Consider the following 20,663-nt stretch of genomic DNA (forward strand, 5'->3'; position numbering starts at 1 on the left):
CTTCGCCGGGAAGCCGCCACACAGTCCGTCAGGGCAGCATCCGAACCCCAGGCTCACGATCCCAATACCGCTTCGCGGCCGCCGCCACGAACCCGTCGTCCAGCCCCATCACGCCCGCATCCGACTTCACGCCCGCCTTGTCCAGCAACGGCTTGGCCTCATCACTCGCGGCAATCGCCTTCAAATGCCCGAAAGCATCCATCACGAACTGCACCGCTGCGCCTTCGTTCAGGAGCTTCGCCGTGCCCTCCTTCGACAGAGCGATCGCCACGGCATCCGCCATCACCGACGGATAACCGGCCAATTGCGCATCGGCCTTCAACAGCGACCCGTCGGACATCTTCGCACCCCCAACCTTGGGCGCGACGATCACAGCGCGCGCGCCCGCACCCTCGATCGCCTTGGCCAGCTTTGCCACTGCCGCAGCATCCGATCCATCGGCCACCAAAATGGCGATCGAGCGCCCGACGATATCCTCCGGCTCAAGCGGCCCGTCGATGATCCGCAGCGCGGGCGACAGGTCGAAATCCTGAACCTCCGCCGCTGCCTTCGACGCTTTCGGCACCGGCATCCCGATTCCGTCCGCCACGCGTTTGGCCAGATCAGGATCGACATTCACCAGATTCGCCACCGTCCGCACTCGGATATGCTCCAGCCCGACCTTGGACAGCTCGAACACCAGCGCAAAGGCGACATGCGCCTGTTCCGGCTCAGCCAGCGAGCGATAGAACATCCGCGCCTGGCTGTAATGGTCGGCAAAGCTTTCGGGCCGCAGCCGTAGCTTGTCCCCCTGCTCCTCCTGCGCTTCGCGGCCGGGATGCGTTTCAAACCCGGTCATCGGGCATTCACGCGGCCCGGTTTCCTCGCCCGCCAGGTCCAGGCTGTTGGGTTCGTAATTCGCGCGCCCCTTTGGCACATTCATCTGCATGTGCCCATCGCGCTGAAAGTTCATCACGGGGCATTTCGCCGCGTTGATCGGCAACTGGTGGAAATTTGTCGATCCCAGCCGCTTGAGCTGCGTGTCGAGATACGAGAACAGCCGCCCTTGCAACAGCGGATCGTTGCTGAAGTCGATCCCGGGCACGATGTTCCCCGGGCAGTACGCAACCTGCTCGGTCTCCGCGAAGAAATTGTCGGGATAGCGATCGAGCACCATCCGCCCGATCGGTCGCACCGGCAGCACTTCTTCGGGAATGATCTTCGTCGGATCGAGCACGTCATAGGGGAGGCTATCGGCGAATGCCTCGTCGAACGCCTGAATGCCCAGCTCCCATTCGGGGAAATTGCCCAGGTCGATCGCCTCGAACAGGTCGCGGCGATGGAAATCAGGGTCGGCCCCGGCGATCTTCACCGCCTCGTCCCAACAGGTCGATTGCACGCCCTGTTTGGGCTTCCAGTGGAATTTGACGAAGGTCGACCTACCCTTGGCGTTGACGAGCCGGAACGTATGGACGCCAAATCCCTGCATCGTACGCAGCGAGCGCGGGATCGTGCGGTCACTCATCGCCCACATGATCATGTGCGTCGATTCCGGCATCAGGCTGATGAAGTCCCAGAACGTGTCGTGTGCCGACGCCGCCTGCGGATAACCGCGATCGGCCTCCATCTTCACCGAATGGACAAGATCGGGAAACTTCATCGCATCCTGGATGAAGAACACCGGAATGTTGTTGCCAACCAAGTCCCAATTGCCTTCTTCGGTGTAGAATTTCACGGCAAACCCACGCACGTCGCGCGGCGTATCGACCGACCCGGCCCCACCCGCGACGGTCGAGAAGCGCGTGAACACCGGCGTCCTCTTGCCCTTTTCGCTGAACAGCCCCGCCTTGGTCAGGTCGGACAAATCCTCATAGCTCTCGAAATACCCATGCGCCGCCGAACCCCGCGCATGGACGATCCGCTCTGGAATTCGCTCATGATCGAAGTGGAAAATCTTCTCCCGCAGCACGAAATCTTCCAGCAGTACCGGTCCGCGCGCACCCGCCTTCAGCTGGTTCTGATTGTCGGACACGCGAATGCCCTGATTGGTGGTCAGGTGATCGGCACCCGCGTGATCGCCCTTGGCCGGAATACGCTGATGGGTTTCGCCGCCGTTACCGTGATCGGTGTCGAATTGCGTGTCGTCTGCCATGTGCGAAGCTCCCGTGATGTGCTGCCCGCCTAACGGGCCGCACAGCATGAAGGGTCCGCCTCAATCGACGCTGCTAACCTGAATCAACACGAATGTATCAGGAGGTCGTCTCGCCATCCCGCTCTTTCAGCGCCAGTAATGCCACCAGACTGAGCACCGCCGCTGCACTTAGATACCAGCCGACCGGGGCCAGCCCGCCACCCTGCATCGCCAATGTCTGTGCAAAGAACGGGGTCAGCCCGCCGCCGATGACGCCGGCAATGTTGAACGTCATCGACGCGCCAGTATAGCGCACGCGCGGCGGGAACAGCCCCGGCAGCCACGCGCCCAGCGGCCCATAGACGAATCCCATGCCGAACAGCAGCAGCGACAGGAAAACGAACACGCCGGTAAGCCCTGCATCCATCAGCGGTGCCATCGCAAAGCCGCTCGCCGCCACCAGCACGCAGCCGCCCGCCAGCACCCGGCGCGGATCATATTTGGCGTCCGCCATCCACGCCGCCAGATAAATGCCCCCTGCCATAAACAGGATCGCTACCAGCTGAACCTGCAGGAAGTCCGACATCGAATAGCCAAGCGATTTGGTGCCATATCCCAGCAGAAATGCGGTTGCGATGTAATAGGTGGCGAAGCAGCACACCGCGCCGATCGTCCCGCCCAGCAACGCCCCGCCATGCCGCTTCGTTACTTCGCCCAGCGGCACTTTCGGCGGCGGTGCTTCCTTCAGCGATGCGGCAAACTCGGGTGTTTCGGTCAGCTTCAGCCGCACCCACAGGCCAACGGCCACCAACGCGGCCGACAGGATGAATGGAATCCGCCAGCCCCACTCGGCAAACTCCTCCGGCGTCATCCACATCAGCAGCAACAAAAACAGCCCGTTCGCGGCGATAAACCCCGCCGGCGCCCCCATCTGTGGCGCTGCACCAAAGCGCGCGCGCCAGCCCGGTGGCGCATTCTCGACCGCCAGCAATGCCGCGCCGCCCCATTCGCCGCCAAGACCAAAGCCCTGCCCGAACCGCAACAGGCACAGTAGAGCAGGCGCAACCCAGCCCGCCATCGCATAGGTCGGCAGGAACGCTACCAGCGTCGTCGAAATGCCCATCGTCAGCAGCGACGCGACCAATGTCGCCTTGCGCCCGATGCGGTCGCCATAATGGCCGAACACCGCCGCCCCCAAAGGCCGCGCAAAGAACGCGATCGACAGCGTCAGATACGCCCAAAGCTGCTTCTCGGCGTCAGTGCCCGTGAAGAACACCCCTCCGAATACCAAAGCGGCGGCGGTCGCATAGATATAGAAATCGTAGAACTCGATCCCCGTCCCAACGAAGCTCGCCCATAGCGCGCGGCGTTGCCGTGCCCGGTCAGTGTTCATCACTCCCCCCATTTCCGTGCCCGTCCCCGCAGGCTTCATTTGGTCTCGTCGAAACAGGTCGTGCGCAACACCTGCACGACCTGGCCCTTGTCGTCCTTCACCTCTTTGCGCCCTTCGACGCACGCCTTTTGCTGCGGCTGATCGGAAAAGCTGCCGGTGCGCCACGCGACATAAGCCGCGATCACAGCGATGCCGAGGACGATGCCGAGCCGCAATTTGCGCTGTCGCAGAAACTTCATCCCCGCTCACTGCCGCACTCTGCCCGCCCTTGCAATGAAACTTGCCCCCGCCCCCCACGTTCCCTAACTGTTCGCCATGAGTTTCCCCGCGCCCTCCCCCGACGATCCCCCCTATCTGCGCGGCCTCAATTCGCCGCAGCGCGAGGCCGTTCTTACCACCGACGGCCCGGTCCTCGTCCTCGCGGGGGCCGGTACCGGCAAGACCGCCGCGCTCACCGCCCGGCTCGCGCATTTGCTGTGGACGCGCAAAGCCTATCCGTCGGAAATCCTCAGTGTCACCTTCACCAACAAGGCGGCGCGCGAGATGAAGGAACGCGTTCACCGAATTATCGGCGACGCGGTAGAGGGGATGCCGTGGCTCGGCACCTTCCACGCAATCGGTGCCAAGATGCTCCGCCGCCACGCCGAGCTGGTCGGGTTGCAGTCGAACTTCACCATCCTCGACACCGACGATCAGCTACGCCTGCTCAAACAACTCATTCAGGCCAACGATCTCGACGAGAAGCGCTGGCCCGCGCGCCAGCTCGGCGGCCTGATCGACGGGTGGAAGAACAAGGGGCTGACCCCCGCCATGCTCGACGCGGGCGAGTCCGAGCATTTCGCCGCTGGCAAGGGCCAGTCGATGTATCAGCAATATCAGGACCGCCTGAAAACGCTCAACGCCTGCGATTTCGGCGACCTGCTGCTCCACGTTCTCACCATATTACGCACCCACCGTGACGTGCTGGAGCAATATCAGCAGCGCTTCCGCTACATCATGGTCGACGAGTATCAGGACACCAACAGCGTCCAGTATCTGTGGCTCCGCCTGCTCGCACAGGAGCGCAAGAATATCTGCTGCGTCGGTGACGACGATCAGTCGATCTACTCGTGGCGCGGGGCGCAGGTCGAAAATATCCTGAAGTTCGAGAAGGATTTTCCGGGCGCAAAAATCGTCCGCCTCGAACAGAATTACCGCTCCACCCCGCACATCCTCGCGGCGGCCAGCGGCGTCATCGCCAACAATGGCGGCCGTCTTGGCAAGACGCTATGGACCGAGGAAGCCGAGGGCGAGAAGGTCAAGGTCATCGGCGTGTGGGACGGCCCCGAAGAGGCGCGCCGGGTTGGCGAAGAAGTCGAATCCGCCCAACGGCATCAGGGGAGGTCGCTCGACGAATTCGCCATCCTGGTCCGCGCGCAGCATCAGACCCGCGAGTTCGAGGACCGCTTCATCGCGATCGGCCTGCCCTACCGCATCGTCGGCGGCTTCCGCTTTTACGAACGCGCCGAAATCCGAGATGCGCTCGCTTATCTCCGCATCGTCCACCAACCGTCCGACGACTTGGCGTTCGAGCGCATCGTCAACGTCCCCAAGCGTGGCCTGGGCGACAAGGCGATTGCCAAAATCCACCAACTCGCCCGCGCACAGGGCAGCCCCTTGCTCACCGCCGCCGCCCGCATCCTCGACACCGACGAACTGACGCCGCAAGCCCGCCGCGCGCTCGGCAATTTCGTCGGCGACATCGCGCGCTGGCGCGACATGGCGACGCAACTGCCGCACGCCGAACTCGCCCGGCAATTGCTCGACGAAAGCGGCTACACCGCGATGTGGCAGGTCGATCGCACCGCCGAAGCCGCCGGTCGCCTCGAAAACCTGGGCGAACTCGTCCGCGCGATGGAGGAATATGAAACCCTCGGCGCGTTCCTCGAACACGTTTCGCTCGTCATGGACAATGACGCCAACGCCGCCGAGGCCAAGGTCACGATCATGACCATCCACGCCGCCAAGGGCCTGGAATATGACACTGTATTCCTCGTCGGCTGGGAGGAAGGCTTGTTCCCGTCGCAACGCTCGCTCGATGAAGGCGGCCTCGCCTCGCTCGAGGAAGAACGCCGCCTCGCTTATGTCGCCATCACCCGCGCCCGCCGCCGCGCGCTCATCATCCACGCCGCGAACCGCCGCATCTATGGCCAATGGACCAGCAGCATCCCCAGTCGCTTTGTCGGCGAGCTGCCGGAGGCGCATGTCGATGCCGAAACCACGCTGTCCGGTGGCGCATCGCTCTGGCGCGCCAACTGGAGCGAAAACGCCGATCCCTTCGCCCATGTCGAACGCGGCACCGGCCGCGGCCCCGGCTGGCAACGCGCCGCCTCGCCGTCGTCCAGCTTCACCACCGCCCCCAAACGCATCGTCGAAAGCCGCGCCAGCGCCGTCAGCATCGGCAACAAGGGCCGCGACGACCTGTCGCTTGGCATGCGCGTCTTCCACCAGAAATTCGGTTATGGCGAAATCGTCGAGATCGAGGGCAACAAGCTGGAGATCGAGTTCGAGACGAGCGGACGAAAGCGGGTGATGGATAGTTTTGTGTCGATCCCCGCCTGACTCTATTCCCTCCACTCCGGCGTTGAGCCGGGGTCCCGCTTCTTCATTTCAACTGACACGAAGGCGGCTCAATCCGGGTCGTGAAACACCCGACTCAGATCCCGCCCGCCATAAGACACACCCACGATCGAAACGACGTTCTCGACAACCAGATAGCCAATCACCACCCGCCGCTCGAACGATAACGTCCGTAGCCCCGGCATCAGATCGTCGCGCGGTGAACCCCGCAGTGCAAAGGTGTCCAGGCGTTCGCATTGCGCCTCGATCCGCCGGACATAGCGTCTCGCCACATGCGGCCCGGACTCACCGGCGATATAACGATAGAGATCGAGCAATTGCGCCTGCGCCAGGTCCGAATAAACCACCCTATAGCGCATCATTCGCCGCGAACGGTCCGCTCATGCAACGCGTCGATCTGCGCTCGGACTTCCTCGGGCGAGTACATCCGCTCCTTGCCATCACGCACCCGTTGCGCCGTTGGCACCACCGTCTCGCGTAGCCAATGCTCGACCTCGGCATCCCAGGCCGGATCATCCTCCCGCGCCGCCAACGCGCGCAACCCCTCCTCAATCACCGCACTGACGCTCTCATACTCACCTGCACTGACCCGCGCCTCTACGGCATCGGCCACATCGTCGGGCAGTTCGACTGAAAGGCGGCGAGTGGATTCCATCGGTATCATCCTTGCGATAGGGTGCGAGGATATAGCGGAACCCGTCCGGCTTCAAGAAAGTGCTCGGTGTGCGGCAGAAACCTGCGCGATTCGACCGCTCGCCGCATCTCTGCTTAAATCCCCCGCAACCGGTCCCAGCACCGGTACAATGGGGGAGCCATGCGATGCGATGCACCAAACCATGCCCGAAATGTCAGCGCTCGATGACCGAGGGGTTCGTGATCGACAACACCTATGGCGCGCGCGGCGTCAGCAGCTGGCTGGAGGGGACGCCGGCGAAGAGTATCTGGGTGGGCGTGAAGCTGGAGGGGCGGAAACCGATCGAGATCAGGACGTGGCGCTGTGACGGGTGCGGCTTTCTGGAGAGCTATGCGCCGCCGCCACGATGAGCCGCCCTGCCACAAACGCACCGTCGCTGCCCGAAACCGGGACACCGGTTTCTCGACAGCAACCGGCGGACTGTAACAACTCGGTTGGTGACCAATGGCGAAACACTGTTTATGACGTGGCAATGACAGGCGTGTTACCGGATGGATCGCGGGATCTCCGCATCGAGGATCCGACCAATCTCTGGATCGTTCACCCGGCGGGGCGCAGGCTGCTCCCGCTGTTCGTCGCGCGTGGCATTTCGGCCAATATTGTGTCGGTCGGCGGGCTGGTTCTGGGCACGCTCGCTGCGCTTTCCTATGCCAATTGGGGCCATTGGCAGTTCGCGGTCATGGGGCTGTTGCTGTCGATCGCGTGGTTGATCGCCGACGGCCTCGACGGGATGATCGCCCGCGCCACCAACACCGCCAGCCCGCTGGGTCGCGCACTTGACGGGCTGTGCGATCATGGCGTGTTCGCACTGATCTATATCGCGCTGGCCATTTCCATCGGCACGATCGAGGGCTGGGTGTTGTCGGTCACCGCCGGGATATTCCACGCCGTGCAGTCGAACCTGTACGAGAGCGAGCGCGCGCGGTTCCATCGGCGGATCAAGGGCGTCGCCGCCGCCCCGCCCGTCCCCAGCCGCAACCCGCTGGTCCAGCTCTATGATTATGTCGCGGGCACGATCGACCGATTCGCGCAGTCGTTCGACAATGTCCTGCGCGCCGCACCCGATCCCGCGCGACTCGCCGCCGATTACGGCGTGCGGGCCGCGCGTCCGCTCCACCTAATGAGCCTGCTCAGCGCCAATGTCCGCGTCATTGCGATCTTTCTCGCTTGCGTGGGCGGCGATCCGCGCTTCTTCTGGTGGTTTGAAATCGTGCCGCTGACCGTAATCCTGGTCGTCGGCCTTATCTGGCATCGCATCGTGGAGGGTCGCCTCATCCGGGGCGGCGCCGCTGCGTATCTTCATCAACCAACACACACCCTCATAGGACAAGACAAACAATGACGAGCATCAACATCGCCCTGGTCGGCGTCGGCAATTGTTCCAGCTCGCTGGTGCAGGGCCTGTCGCATTATCGTGAAGGCGCGAACGACACGATCGGCCTGATGCACGTCGATCTGGGCGGTTACCGCCCCAGCGACATCAAGGTCGTCGCCGCATGGGACGTCGATTCGCGCAAGGTGGGCAAGGACGTGGCGGAGGCGATCTTCGCCAAACCGAATTGCACCGCGATCTTCTGCGACACGGTCGAGCCGACCGGCGCAGTGGTCCAGATGGGCCGCATCCTCGACGGCGTCGCCGAGCATATGGACGAATATAATGACGACCGTACCTTTATCGTCGCCAAAGCACGCGAAGCGACCAAGGACGAAGTCGTCGCCATGCTGCGCGCGACCAAGACCGACGTGTTGATGAACTATCTGCCCGTCGGATCGCAGAAAGCCAGCGAATTCTACGCCGAATGCGCGCTCGAAGCCGGCGTCGCGTTCGTCAACAACATTCCCGTGTTCATCGCCAGCAACCCCGAATGGGCGCAGCGCTTCATCGATGCCGGCGTGCCGATCATCGGCGACGACATCAAGGCACAGCTGGGCGCGACGATCGTCCACCGCGTGCTGACCGACCTGTTCGCCAAGCGCGGCGTGAAGCTGGAGCGGACCTACCAGCTCAACACGGGCGGCAATACCGATTTCCTGAATATGTCGAACCACCGCCGCCTGGCGTCGAAGAAGATTTCCAAGACCGAAGCGGTGCAGTCGGTTGCGGCCGAGCGGTTGGAGGACGAGAATGTCCATATCGGCCCGTCCGACTATGTGCCGTGGCAGAACGACAACAAGGTCTGCTTCCTGCGCATGGAAGGGTCGATGTTCGGCGGCGTGCCGATGAACCTGGAACTGCGCCTGTCGGTTGAAGACTCGCCCAACAGCGCCGGCGTGGCCATCGACATGATCCGTTGTGCCAAGATCGCCAAGGATCGCGGCATCGCTGGACCGATCGACGCGGCATCGGCCTATTTCTGCAAGCATCCGCGCACGCAGATGACTGACGATCTCGCGGCGCAGGCAGTCGAAGACTTCATCGCTGCCGCTTGATCGCAGCATGATCGACACCGCAATCCTGCTCGCTGCGGGCGAAGGCAGCCGCCTTCGCGCCGTGGTGCCGTCTAAGCCGCTCTGCCATGTCGCAGGGCGGCCGTTGATCGAGCATGCCATCCAAAATCTCGCGGCGGCGGGAATAAAGCGGGTCGTGGTCGTCCTCGGCTATGCGGCGGAGGTTATCGAAGCGCATCTCGACTCATGCACGCTGCCGATCCCGGTAGAGACGGTGCGGACCGACGATTACCGCAAACCCAATGGCGTTTCGCTGCTGGCTGCGGAGTGCGCCGTTGCGGGCGGTGAGGCGTTGCTGGCGATGTGCGATCATCTGGTCGAACCCGCGCTGTACCGGCGCGTGGCACAGGCCGGTGCTGGCGGCGGTGCGCGGCTGGGGGTCGACCGTAACATCGCCAGCGATCTGGTCGATCTCGACGATGTCACCCGCGTAGCGACCAATGGCGACCGCATTGTCGGCATCGGCAAGCACCTCGAACCCTATGACTGTTTCGACACCGGCGTGTTCGCGGTCGGCCCGGCGCTGTTCGCCGCGCTTCGCACGCTCAATGCACCGTCGCTGACCGAGGGCATGCGCATTCTCGCCATGCGGGGAACGGCGCGCGTGATCGATTGCGGCACGTTGGGCTGGATCGATGTCGATGACCAGCCCGCCCTCGACAAGGCGGAGGCCTGGGTCCGACAATCGGCTGAAATGATTTAAAAGACTGTCCGCCTGTACGGCACCGTACCGCGTCGTCCCGGCTTTAACGATTTATATCGCTAGAAACCGGTTGGATTCCTGTTACATCTCACGCTGATCGACGCGCAGGTCTGGCACGCCCGCGCGCCTCTCAATGTTGGAGCCTTTGCTCCCTGTAAAGCGTGCATGCCGAGTGCGTAACCGGTCGCCTTGAATGCGAGCGGGCTAACAGTTTGACAGGAGATTTCGATGCGCAAACCTGCATTGTTGACCAGCGTTGCCCTTGGCGGCGCGGCAGCACTTTTCTTCACCGCAACCCCGGCATTGGCGGACGCGACGGCACCTTGTAACGACGGCGCAGGTGTCGGTTCGACCGAGTGCGGCAGCAACAGCACCACCGGCGCGGCGACCTTCGCGACGGCGGTCGGCGCTGCGGCCACCGCAACAGGTGCAGAAAGCACCGCCGTTGGCGAGTCATCCGAAGCGATCGGCAGTCAGAGCACAGCCACCGGTTCTTTGTCGGATGCGACCGGCGCCGGTTCGACCGCAAATGGCTATAATTCCAACGCCACCGCCACCAATGCCTCATCCTATGGCAGCAATTCCAACGCCGATGGCATCGGATCGAGCGCAATCGGCGCGGGTGCAAGTGCATCCGGGCTAAATGCAACCGCAGTGGGCATCGGCGCGCAGGCGACGTTTGTAAGCGCAACCGCCGTTGGCTCAAATGCGCTGTCGAGCAGCGTGCAGTCTACCGCAGTGGGCACCGGATCGGTAGCGTCCGGTGTTGGCAGCACCGCCACGGGTAGTTTCTCGCAGGCAACCGGCGCCGCCAGCGTCGCAAACGGCTATGCAGCAACCGCTGCTGGCACGAACGCCTATGCTGGCGGACTTGGCGCCGTCGCTTCGGCCAATAATTCGATTGCGATCGGTACGGGCGCCAACACCACGACCGCAACAAACCCGACTTCGCTCGGCACGTCGGTTGCAATCGGCAACGGCGCGCGCGCAACCGATGAGGATGCGGTCGCACTGGGCGATCTTGCCAATGCCTCCGGCTTCCACTCCACCGCAATCGGCGGCGAATCGACTGCATCGGGGCGTGGTGCTCAAGCGTTCGGCTGGCAGGCTTCGGCAACCGGCAACCTATCGCTCGCGGTCGGCCATCAGGCCAATGCAGCGGGCGTGAATGCCAGCGCGATCGGCAAGAATGCGAACGCGGGCTTCGACAATTCGACCGCGGTCGGCTTCGGTGCCACCACTACGCGCGCCAATCAGGTCGTTGTCGGCGGTGCCGGCAGCTCGGTCACCGTCGGCGATCTCACCGCCAGCACCGCGGCACAGGTCGGCGCAGTCAACGTCGTGACGGCGGATGCCACCGGCACGCTGGGTCGCGGTCCGACGGTCGCCAGCCTCGCCACCGCCGCCTCGGTCACCGCATTGGGGACTCAGGTGTCCACGATCAGCGGTCAGGTCGGCACGCTGCAAACCCAGGTCGGCACGCTGAACACCCAAGTGGGCACGCTGAACACGCAGGTCGGCACCCTCAACGGTCAGGTTGCCGGGCTGATTGCATCGGATGCCTCGATCCGCAGCGAACTGCGCCGCACCAATGAAGGTGTCGCGCTGGCGCTGGCGATGGAAAGCCCGATGGTGCCCGAAGGGTCGAAATTCGCCATGTCCGGCGGCGTCGGCTATTTCAACGAACGTGCCGCCGGTTCGGTCGCACTCAGCGCCCGGATCAGTGATCGTGCAATCTTCTCCGCAGGCGTCGGTGCCGGTTTCCAGACCGGTGAGATCGGCGCGCGCGGTGGTTTCCAGGTTGCCTGGTAAACGATGAAAACCTTGTTTAAGCGTAACCGGCCGGGGCTCCTTGCCCCGGCCGTCCTTTTCCTCGCTGCTGCTGCTGCCCCCTCTATCGCACAGCAAGCGCCGTCCGGTGCGCAGGCCGCACCGCAATCCTCGCAACCGCTGCCCGACGAGCTTCAGCGCGCCAAGCTGCTATGGACAACAATGGCGGCGATCGATCATGCCAACCAGTCGGGCAATTACTCGGTGCTGCGCGATCTCTCCGCGCCCGGATTTCAACTCAACAACGATGCCGCGCGCCTCGCGCAAATCTTTGCCGGGATCCGTCAACTTAACGTCGATCTGTCGAACACGCTGCTGCTCGCGCCGACTTACGCGCGCGCGCCGGCGATCGAGGGCAACGGCCTGCTGCGCATGCAGGGGTCGTTCAACCTGCGCCCGACCGCCATCCTGTTCGACTTCAGCTATCAATGGTATGGAAATCGCTGGCGACTGATGGGCGTCTCGATCGGTGCCCGGTCAGTCGGAAGCGATCAGGCCGCGCCGCGCCCGGCGGCACCGCCGCCCAAAAAATAGCGCATGGTGGGTTCGCCCGTCATCCCACCCGGAAAAGCGAAAAGGCGGGGCCGAAACCCCGCCTTTCCTTGTCTCACAATCGCGTCATCACATCGGAGAAGACAATTCCACACTCTCCGCCGGCGTTGCCGCCCGCATCGGCGGGTTGGTCACCTTGCTCCACGCCCTGTCATGGAAGTAGAAAGCGAAGGTCTGCACAAACGGCTCGACAATCCCGATTGCCAGCGCCGCACGCCAATCCCGCGTCAACATATAGGCAACAGCGATCGCAACGACGAAATGCATCAACGCGTAGCTGCCCGTCTTCATGCACGTGATCTTCAGGCAGGGTCCGTGGCCGTGTGACATGGTATTCCTCCCTTTGCTGAACTAGTTCGCCGCGCTGAGGCGAACGGTGCCGTTGACACCGGCGGGGAAGAACCCGCCGCGATCGACCGCCATCTTGTTGAGATAGGCGATGTTAAGCACCTGTCCCGTGGTCCGGCTGAAAGCGAGGCCCGAACTGTCGGTTGGCGCGATATTCGACGCCGTAGTTGCGCCGGTACCGGTCGCCTTGACGCCCTGATCCAGGTCGCTCGCCCCGTCGAGACTGTCACGCGCGTTCGAGATCGCTTCGGTCGCGTCGATCAGCGTCGGCGTCGCAATACCCTTGCGATACAGCACCGTGCGCACCAGTCCGGCATGATAGGCTTCCGCCGCCAATATGCCCGCCGCGGCCTCCAGGAACGTCTTGTTGGTAATCAGCACCGACGCGCCCTTATATGCGGTCACACCGACATCCTCGAAGATATAGGCACCCAGCAGGAAGTTCTCATCGCTGGCATAGGGGTCGAACGATGCGCCGGCACCGATAAGTCCGGCGGCACGCGCTGCCGAGGAGAAGGCACCGGTCGGGCTCGATCCGATGTCGATCGCCGGTTGGGCGACCTTGGCGGTGCCCAGCGCGGTGCGCAAGAATGCGACATGCGCTCGTTCGTCCGCAGCGATCTCACGGGCATATTGCGCGACCAGCGGATCGGTAAAGACCACTTGTCGCCCGCCAGTGACCGCCCCCTGCGTTCCCGTCCCATCCAGCATATTCGCCGGAAGTCCCGATCCAGTTGCTGCAAACAGATAGAATTGCGCTTCCAGATATTCGAGATTGAGGGCGAAGTTCAAAACGTCGCCATCGGTTACACCGGTAGCGGGCGGGGTTGGCGTCGGAGTCGGCGCGGGCGTCACCGCACCGCTGCTGTCGGTTTTATCGCACGCTGCGAGTAGCGAGGCACCCGCAATTGCCGCGGTTGCGCCGCCAGCGGCTTTCAGGAATTTACGCCGCTCGTCCCGGCGTTGCTCGCTTGCGCCGAGCACTTCGAGGATCAGATCTTGCTTCATGGGAAACCTCCTTGGGCTATGCCCGAACCTCAGTTGGCCGCGCTCATGCGGAGTTCGCCGTTGACGCCTGCGGGGAAGAACCCGCCGCCGGTCACGGCTGCCCGGTTGAGATAGACGATGTTCAGAACCTGTCCGGGGGTGCGGCTGTACGCGATACCGTTCGCGTCAAGCGGCGCGATGTTACTCGCGGTCGTCAAGCCGGAACCCGTCGCGCGAACGCCCTGATCGAGATCGCTCGACCCGTCGAGACTGTCGCGCGCGTCTGAGATCGCCTCCGTCGCATCGATCAGGCTGGGTGTCGTCAGCCCCTTGGCATACAGCGTCGTGCGCACGATCGCGGCATGATAGGCTTCGACCGCCAGAAGTCCTGCCGCCGCTTCCAGAAACGTCTTGTTCTGCACTAGCGGCGATGCACCCTTATAGGCGGTGACGCCGACATCCTCGAAGATATAGGCGGCGAGGAGAAAATTCTCGTCATTTGCATAGGGATCGAACGACGCACCGGCACCGATCAGTCCGGCCGCGCGTGCGGCCGACGAAAAGGCTCCAGTGGGACTCGATCCGATGTCGATCGCAGGCTGGGCGACCGCGACCGTGCCCAGCGCGCTGCGCAGAAACTCAACATGCGCACGTTCATCGGCAGCGATCTCGCGCGCATATTGCGCGACCACCGGATCGGTGAACGCCACCTGCCGTCCGCCGGTCGCCGCACCCTGTGTCCCGCGCCCGGTCAGCAAACCGGCCGGAAGACCGGCACCCGTCGCAGCGAAAAGGTAGAATTGCGCTTCGAGATATTCGAGGTTCAACGCGAAGTTCAGAATGTCTGCGTCGCTGGGCGCCGTCTGCGCGCTCGCCGGCGAACCCATTTGCGTGACTGCGGCGGCGGTCGTTCCCACCAGGCCGAAAGCCATGAAGAAGTTGCGCCGGCTCTCGCGGCGTTCGCCCCGAGCCTCCAGCGCTTCGATCAGCTCGTCACTTCTTTCCATTACGTTCCTCCTCGAACAACAAGGCCGGGAACAAGGGTGGGTGCAGACCGTTCCTCATGCGGGTCCTGTCGGTCCGGCAACGTACCGACGGGAACTTGTGCCTCGATTTGGCGTAACGACGCCAAACCGGCGCAAAAGGGGAAAGCGCAGATGCGAGGATTTCCACCACAGACCGTTGCTACCAACGCGTTGGTGGATCGACTTCCCCACAATGAAGCTTCGCTACTCCAGGCGCGCGCAACGCGCGTATGGCTGGACGACCGAACCCCGATCCAGTTGCGCGAAAGCGACGGCTCGATGGGCACCTGCTTTCCCGAAACCGCGATCCTTGCCTTGTCGCAATGCGTGAGCGACCGGCATTATGAAGTCGCGCTGGTGGGTCGGGAGGGGGCGATCGGCTGGCCGGGGCTGCTCTCGGGCCTGCCGTTCCTGAACAGCGTCGTGTCCCATCGCGGCAGCGCACTGGTGCTCAGCGCACGAAGCATGGGCGCGTTGGTATCGGTCTGTCCGGACCTTCGCCAAATCCTGCTGCGCTACATCCAGTGCCTGACGGCTCAGTTGTCGACCACCATTGTCTCTAGCCTGCGCGATTCGGCCCATGCACGCGTCGCGCGGCGGTTATTGATGCTCCACGACCGGCTGGGCACACCCTCCTTTTCCGTCACGCACCGCAAGCTCGCCGACACCCTCAACCTGCGTCGCGCGACCGTTACGGAGTGTCTGCACGAGCTGGAGGGTCGATTGCTGATCCGTTCGACCCGCGCATTGATCGCGATACGCGATCGTGAAGGGCTGACGGCGGTCGCCGGCAATGCCTATGGTGCTGCGGAGCTCAGCTATGACAGCCTGATCGGTCGCCATGCAGCACGCCCCGCACCTGCTCCGGAGGGTAGCCCGGCTATAGCGCGCGCGCTATTGCCCGCGCCCGTTGCAATCTGATCGACACAGACACCCGGCTACTGCCAATTCCCCAGCAGCACGAACGGCGCCCAGTAGAATGGGTGGGCATAGCCTGTCACCGCCGGTCCGGTTGGCGCGCTGCCGGGCGGTGGCGCGCGCATCTCACCCCGGTCGCCACCGGCCTTGCCGCTCGCATCCATCAGTGCGACCTGCGCCTGCCGCAGCCCTTCGGCCTTGCTCGTCGCGCCCTTGGCCTGGATCGCATAGAAACGCTGCATTAGCACGGCGGTGGATTCGTCCGCCACTGACCACAATGATGCCAGCACCGCCGACGCGCCCGCCTTTTGCGCCATTTCCGCAAGGCTGGAATCGATCTCCGCCCCGTTCTGGTCGATCTGCGGCACGCCGGTCTGGCATGCCGATAGCGCCAGCAGGTCCACGTCGATCGCGGTAAAGCGGCCGTCGCTGATAAACTCGTTGAGCGGCAGCTGCTTACCGTCGCCGAGCAACAGGAACGATTTGGACGCGCTCCCCGGATCGAGCGAGAAGTGCGATGCGATGTGGATCACGCGATACCCGCCCGCCATCGCGGTGCCCAATGCCGCCCGGTCGAACGCCGCATCCAGCCGGACGACGCCGGGCAGCACGCCCGTTGCTATGGCCGGATCGGCGCGGACGATCCCGCTCAGTTCGGCGGGGACGGCTGGCAAAGGGCTAAGGCCACTTCCGCCCTGACTCGCGCCAAGCGCAGCGACGCGCCAGTTTTTCGCATCCGTCGGCCCGGTTTGGACTTCGTCGATCGATCGGAACGCGCTGAATGCATAGCGTTTCGCCAGCCAGTCCTTGCCGTCATGCAGCGCCGCAAACGGCAAATAGCGCAATGCGTCGTCGAGCGAGAGCATCACCTGCTTGATGCCCGCCGCCTTCAGCGCCCTGTCCACCGGCTCGAATGCCGCCTTGTACAGCTTGCTCGCGGGATCGGTAATGAACACCGCCTTGTCGCTGATCGCCTGACGATAGGCACCAACGTCCTTGCGCAGCGCGATGATGTCGACCGGCACGACGATCGATCGCTGGTAATTGGCGGTGGTCAGCAACCAGTGGATGCGGTCCGGCAGCACCACCGCATGCAGCGCGGCGACATCCTTGCCCAACCGTCGCACCGTGGTGATCAGCTTGGGCTGGATCGCCGCGACCCGGTTCGCCTTTGCCTCCAGATCGGGCGCCCGCTTTGAATCCAGCGCCGCCACCGCGGTGCCCAGCGATGTCAATTCGGTGCGGAACGCCGATTGCGCCGCGCCCAGCGCGGTCGTGGCAACCTCGAGCTCCTTTTGCTGATCGGCGGTCAGATCGCCCTTTGCCTGCAATGCGATCAGCCGGTCGCGCGCGCTTCCCGCCTGATGCAGCGCCGCCGTGGCATTGTCGAATGCCGCCAGACTCGCGGTCTGCGTCGCGTCCAGCGGCATCCGCTCGAACGCCTCGCCCTCGCGCCGCTTATCCCGCGTGTAATTATAGGTCTCGAAATCCTTGAGCATCGCCAGGACATTCTCGGCCTCGGCGAACCGCCCCATGCCCATGAAAATATCGGCGAGATAGCGATAGCGATCCTGATGCACGCGGATGAAGCATTCGCGGATCGATGGATCGAGGTCCGCGATCCGCTTGCGCGCATCCTGCAGCTTGTTCACGGCAACCTTTGCGAAGAACAGTGCCGCCTCCGGTCGACCGCCGCCATTGGCCTCCGTCGCAGCGGTCGACCAGAGGCAGGAGGCTTCGATCAGCGCGAAATAATTGTCCGTGCCGCCAAACTTCACGCGCAGCCCGGCTTCCTTCGTAGCCAGCGACCGCATCTTGGTCGCCAGATACAGGTCCATCTTGTTGTAGAGCAGATAATGCTCCTCAAGCCCGCGAAACCCTTCGAACACCGCGAATTCAGAACCTTGCTCGACGGCCGCGTCCAGCGCTTTGGTCAGCGCGGCAGCCCGGTCCTCGAACGCCGGCTCGGGTGCGATATCGGGCGTCTCCACCCCGATGGGAATCGGCGTGAAATCCTTTTGCTTCACCAAACATGCAATCGTCGCCTGCGCACCGCACGCCTCGGTCCATTTCTTCGCGTTTTCGCTGGTCCGCCGCACGCCCTCGGCGAGCCAGTAGCGCACCTGCTTCACATCGGGCGTCATGCCCCAGCCCAGCGCCGACGCGCGCACCATCGCCTCGGCACCGCCCGAAAAGCGCGGGTAAGCGGCGTGCTTGAACCAGCGCAGCGCCATTGTCGGATCCTTGGCCACGCCCACCCCGTGCAGATACGCCTCACCCATCGCCACGCGCGCGCTGTAATCGCCGCAATGCACGGCATAACGCAGCAGCCGGATGCCCTCTTTCGGATCCGCCTTGGTGCCGTTGCCGGCCATGTACATCCGCGCGAGATTGACCTGCATGGCATAGCTTGCCGACGCTGCCCGCTGCATCCACTCGAACGCCTGAACCGGATCGGGCGACGGCGCGCCCACCAGCTCAGCCTCGGTAAATTCCATGGTTCCGCCATAATAGACGGCCAGGTTATAGGCGGCATAGGACTCGCCCTGCCGATAGGCGTCTTCCCAGGCCCGAACCGCCTTCAGCGCGCTCTTCTGGCCGTCGAACCCGCGCATGTGCATATAGCCGATCGCGCGCATCGCATCGCCCGACCCCAATTTGGCACCCTGCTCGAACCAGGTGCGCGCCGCCTTCGCATCGCCCTTGCCTTCGTCCAGCAGCATCCAGGCATAGCGCGACGCCGCCTCCTTCATCCCCAGCTCCGAAAGCTGGCGCAGCAACGGCGCATGGCTCGCCGTGCGCGTGAAGTTGAAGGCAAAGGGGGTGTCGGCAACTTTCAGGAACGTCTCCCGACGCTCCGGCGTCATCGCCTTGAACTCGGCGGTCTCCGAATAGCGCGCCACCTCGCGCAGCGCCGCTTCCTGCAACTGCAGGTTGAGCATCAGCTGAATCTGAAACTGCTTGGCGGCAACCGGATCGGTCGCGGCACCCGTGTAGCGCATCGCCAAGGCGAATTGCTGCGCAGACAACCGTCCCATCTGCAACGCCTCGGCCACCCCGAGCAGCACTTTGGGATCGGTCTCACCCGCGATCCGGGCGCGCCATTTGACGCTATCGACGACCAGTCCGCGCGATTCCATCAGCGATCCGGGATGCGCCAGCGCGGCCAGCGCCCAACCCTCGTTCATCGCCGCACGCTTCTCGATCAGCGCCAGCGCATAAGCCTTATCAGCTTGTGACGGATCGTCGCGGAGCACCACTTCAACGAGCGGCCCGGCGACGTTCGGGACATCTGAGGCCAGCGCTTTCTCATAATAGCGGCGCGCTGCTTTCAGGTCGGCGGGAACCTCCTTGCCCTCGGCAAAGGCAGCGGCGGCAATCGCCGCATTGTCCGCATCCTCGTCCTCGGCCAGCTTGTGATACCATTTGACCGCAGCCGGATTATCGCTCGGCTGGCCGGTGAATTCGCTCGAACTCAGCGCACGAGCCAGCCGCTGCATGCCCCGCGCATCGCCTGCCTCTGCCGCCTTGCGATACCATTCGCGTCCGGCGCCCTCGTCGCGCGGCATGCCTTCGCCCATGCTCGCCATGTCGCCGAGTTGCACCATCGCCTCGGTCTCGTCCTCGTCAGCCGCTTTGCGATACCACAGGATCGCCTTCGGCAGGTCGCGCTCGACACCGACGCCCTGGTGGTAGTGATAGCCGAGCATGCGCATGCCGGCCGCGTCCCCGCGATCCACCGCCAGCTTCGTGAGGTTGAACGCCCCGACAGCGTCACGCGGCCCGCCACGACCGTTCCGCAGCAACAGACTCAAATTCGACGCCGCCCAGCCCGACCCCTGTTTGACGGCCAGTGCATAGAGCCGCCGCGCCTCGACATCGTCCTTCGGCGAACCATGGCCCGCCTCGGCCATATAAGCCAATGCCGCAATCGAATCGGCGTCGCCCATCGCCATTGCGCGCGAATACCATTTCCGCGCCAATGCATAGTCACGCGGCACCCCGTATTTTCCAAAGCGATAGATATCGCCCAGATCCTTCGCGCCGCCCCGGTTGCCCAGCCCAACGGCCCGCTCATACATCGCAATCCCGGCCTTCAGGTCGACCGGCGTACCAGTCCCGGCCATGTAATATTCCGCCAGCCGCCCGACGATCCACGCATAGCCGCTGCGCTCGCCCGATTTGACGATGGCAAAGGCGCGTGCGGAATCTTTGGGAACCCCCTCGCCATTTTCGTAAATGCTGGCCAGCGTGTTGAGCGCCTGCATGCTGCCGGCTGCGGCTGCCCGCTCGATATAGGGCAGTGCTTTCTTGCCCTCACCCGCCTTGGTCAGCGCACGGCCCAGATTGGCAAGCACATCACGATCGTCCGGCGCAGTCTCCAGCGCCCGGCGGCAAAGCTGGATCGCACGTTCGGCAACCATGTCATCGTAAGAGACACCGGTGGGATCATTGGGCGTCGGAAGCCGCGCTTCCTGTATGCACGCCTTGCGAAAATCGGTTTGCCGCGCCTCGGCCTGGGTCGTGACAAGTGCTGCGAACGATACACCCGCACCAAGAAGGATTCCGCGTATCATAGATCCCGCCTCCGCCCTCTTATCCTCCAACCGGCGATGCGATGACAAGCCCGTCAATTCAGACGAAATAAGTTGCCAGAGGGTCTGTAAGCCGGGTTTTGTCCATCCCCTTGCAGGGACTGTGCGACCATTCCTCTAGGCCCGCACTTGCGTGCGGGCTCAAGCAATCAACCCGGGCCGCGAGGCGGAACACCCCATATGCGGCCCCTATTCGATCTTGCTCCCGGTGGGGTTTGCCATGCCGCTTCCGTTACCGGTCGCGCGGTGCGCTCTTACCGCACCCTTTCACCCTTGCCCGTGGCCGAAGCCCGTTGGCGGTTTGCTCTCTGTGGCACTTTCCCTGACCCCGGATCAGATCCGTGGCCGCCGGGCGTTACCCGGCACCGTGTTCCCGTGGAGCCCGGACTTTCCTCGGCCCCGGACATGATCCGGGAACGCGGTCGCCCAACCCTCTGGCGA

17 protein-coding genes and 1 other RNA gene are annotated in these 20,663 nt (G+C 63.7%); 8 read left to right on the forward strand and 10 right to left on the reverse strand.

All coding sequences use genetic code 11. The features are described from left to right. Nucleotides 1-28: 28 nt before the first annotated feature. The 3 genes from U1702_RS05690 to U1702_RS05700 form a co-directional block, all read right to left on the reverse strand. Nucleotides 29-2,131 carry a catalase gene (locus tag U1702_RS05690; protein WP_332722834.1) on the reverse strand — a complete coding sequence of 701 codons (2,103 nt, stop codon included), beginning with the start codon at nucleotides 2,129-2,131 and terminating at the stop codon, nucleotides 29-31. 97 nt (nucleotides 2,132-2,228) lie between these two features. After that, nucleotides 2,229-3,503, reverse strand: coding sequence for an MFS transporter (locus U1702_RS05695; protein WP_332722836.1), 1,275 nt, complete (start codon nucleotides 3,501-3,503; stop codon nucleotides 2,229-2,231). Between the two features lie 35 nt (nucleotides 3,504-3,538). After that, on the reverse strand, nucleotides 3,539-3,742 hold the full coding sequence (locus U1702_RS05700) for a hypothetical protein (protein WP_332722838.1): 204 nt from the start codon (nucleotides 3,740-3,742) through the stop codon (nucleotides 3,539-3,541). A gap of 76 nt (nucleotides 3,743-3,818) precedes the next feature. Here U1702_RS05700 and U1702_RS05705 point away from each other — a divergent pair, with 76 nt between their 5' ends. After that, nucleotides 3,819-6,104 carry an ATP-dependent helicase gene (locus tag U1702_RS05705; protein WP_332722840.1) on the forward strand — a complete coding sequence of 762 codons (2,286 nt, stop codon included), beginning with the start codon at nucleotides 3,819-3,821 and terminating at the stop codon, nucleotides 6,102-6,104. 68 nt (nucleotides 6,105-6,172) lie between these two features. Here U1702_RS05705 and U1702_RS05710 read toward each other — a convergent pair whose 3' ends face one another. Both U1702_RS05710 and U1702_RS05715 read right to left on the reverse strand, forming a co-directional pair. Continuing rightward, nucleotides 6,173-6,484 carry a type II toxin-antitoxin system RelE/ParE family toxin gene (locus U1702_RS05710; RefSeq protein ID WP_332722842.1) on the reverse strand — a complete coding sequence of 104 codons (312 nt, stop codon included), beginning with the start codon at nucleotides 6,482-6,484 and terminating at the stop codon, nucleotides 6,173-6,175. Continuing rightward, a complete protein-coding gene (locus U1702_RS05715) occupies nucleotides 6,481-6,777 on the reverse strand; it encodes a ribbon-helix-helix domain-containing protein (protein WP_332722843.1) in 297 nt (98 codons plus the stop codon). Before U1702_RS05715 ends, U1702_RS05710 begins: the two co-directional genes overlap by 4 nt. Nucleotides 6,778-6,980: 203 nt before the next feature. Between U1702_RS05715 and U1702_RS05720 the strand changes: the two genes are divergently transcribed. The 6 genes from U1702_RS05720 to U1702_RS05745 all read left to right on the forward strand — a co-directional run bounded on the left by U1702_RS05720 (nucleotide 6,981) and on the right by U1702_RS05745 (nucleotide 12,331). Then, nucleotides 6,981-7,166, forward strand: coding sequence for a hypothetical protein (locus U1702_RS05720; RefSeq protein ID WP_332722844.1), 186 nt, complete (start codon nucleotides 6,981-6,983; stop codon nucleotides 7,164-7,166). 122 nt (nucleotides 7,167-7,288) lie between these two features. Further along, complete coding sequence (locus tag U1702_RS05725; protein WP_332722846.1) at nucleotides 7,289-8,158, forward strand: CDP-alcohol phosphatidyltransferase family protein; 870 nt, start codon at nucleotides 7,289-7,291, stop codon at nucleotides 8,156-8,158. Then, nucleotides 8,155-9,246, forward strand: a complete 1,092-nt coding sequence (locus U1702_RS05730) for an inositol-3-phosphate synthase (protein ID WP_332722848.1) — start codon at nucleotides 8,155-8,157, stop codon at nucleotides 9,244-9,246. The genes U1702_RS05725 and U1702_RS05730 overlap by 4 nt, the downstream gene beginning before the upstream one ends. A gap of 7 nt (nucleotides 9,247-9,253) precedes the next feature. Continuing rightward, nucleotides 9,254-9,967 carry a phosphocholine cytidylyltransferase family protein gene (locus tag U1702_RS05735; protein ID WP_332722850.1) on the forward strand — a complete coding sequence of 238 codons (714 nt, stop codon included), beginning with the start codon at nucleotides 9,254-9,256 and terminating at the stop codon, nucleotides 9,965-9,967. Nucleotides 9,968-10,195: 228 nt separating this feature from the next. Continuing rightward, the gene (locus tag U1702_RS05740) at nucleotides 10,196-11,779 is read left to right on the forward strand and encodes a YadA-like family protein (protein ID WP_332722852.1); all 1,584 of its coding nucleotides are present in this window, start codon (nucleotides 10,196-10,198) and stop codon (nucleotides 11,777-11,779) included. A gap of 3 nt (nucleotides 11,780-11,782) precedes the next feature. Next, a complete protein-coding gene (locus tag U1702_RS05745) occupies nucleotides 11,783-12,331 on the forward strand; it encodes a hypothetical protein (RefSeq protein ID WP_332722853.1) in 549 nt (182 codons plus the stop codon). An 87-nt stretch (nucleotides 12,332-12,418) separates the two neighbouring features. On the opposite strand, the gene U1702_RS05750 is transcribed toward U1702_RS05745, so the two are convergent. Genes U1702_RS05750 through U1702_RS05760 form a run of 3 tightly spaced genes read right to left on the reverse strand, consistent with a single transcriptional unit; the run spans nucleotide 12,419 to nucleotide 14,691 of the window. Next, a complete protein-coding gene (locus U1702_RS05750) occupies nucleotides 12,419-12,640 on the reverse strand; it encodes a DUF2061 domain-containing protein (RefSeq protein ID WP_332722855.1) in 222 nt (73 codons plus the stop codon). Between the two features lie 60 nt (nucleotides 12,641-12,700). Continuing rightward, a complete protein-coding gene (locus U1702_RS05755; RefSeq protein WP_332722857.1) occupies nucleotides 12,701-13,705 on the reverse strand; it encodes a ferritin-like domain-containing protein in 1,005 nt (334 codons plus the stop codon). A gap of 29 nt (nucleotides 13,706-13,734) precedes the next feature. Then, nucleotides 13,735-14,691 (reverse strand): ferritin-like domain-containing protein, encoded by a 957-nt coding sequence (locus U1702_RS05760; RefSeq protein WP_332722858.1) that lies wholly within the window; start codon nucleotides 14,689-14,691, stop codon nucleotides 13,735-13,737. Nucleotides 14,692-14,883: 192 nt separating this feature from the next. On the opposite strand from U1702_RS05760, the gene U1702_RS05765 reads away from it, so the two are divergent. Further along, nucleotides 14,884-15,630: a Crp/Fnr family transcriptional regulator gene (locus tag U1702_RS05765; protein ID WP_332722860.1), complete on the forward strand. Its 747-nt coding sequence runs from the start codon at nucleotides 14,884-14,886 to the stop codon at nucleotides 15,628-15,630. Between the two features lie 17 nt (nucleotides 15,631-15,647). Here the strand turns inward: U1702_RS05765 and U1702_RS05770 are convergent, their stop codons facing one another. Then, nucleotides 15,648-20,204, reverse strand: a complete 4,557-nt coding sequence (locus tag U1702_RS05770; RefSeq protein WP_332722862.1) for a CHAT domain-containing protein — start codon at nucleotides 20,202-20,204, stop codon at nucleotides 15,648-15,650. Between the two features lie 71 nt (nucleotides 20,205-20,275). Next, nucleotides 20,276-20,660, reverse strand: an RNA gene (gene rnpB / locus U1702_RS05775) — RNase P RNA component class A. Between the last annotated feature and the right edge of the window lie 3 nt (nucleotides 20,661-20,663).

The organism is Sphingomonas sp. LT1P40 (genome assembly GCF_036663835.1).
GTDB lineage: Bacteria > Pseudomonadota > Alphaproteobacteria > Sphingomonadales > Sphingomonadaceae > Sphingomonas.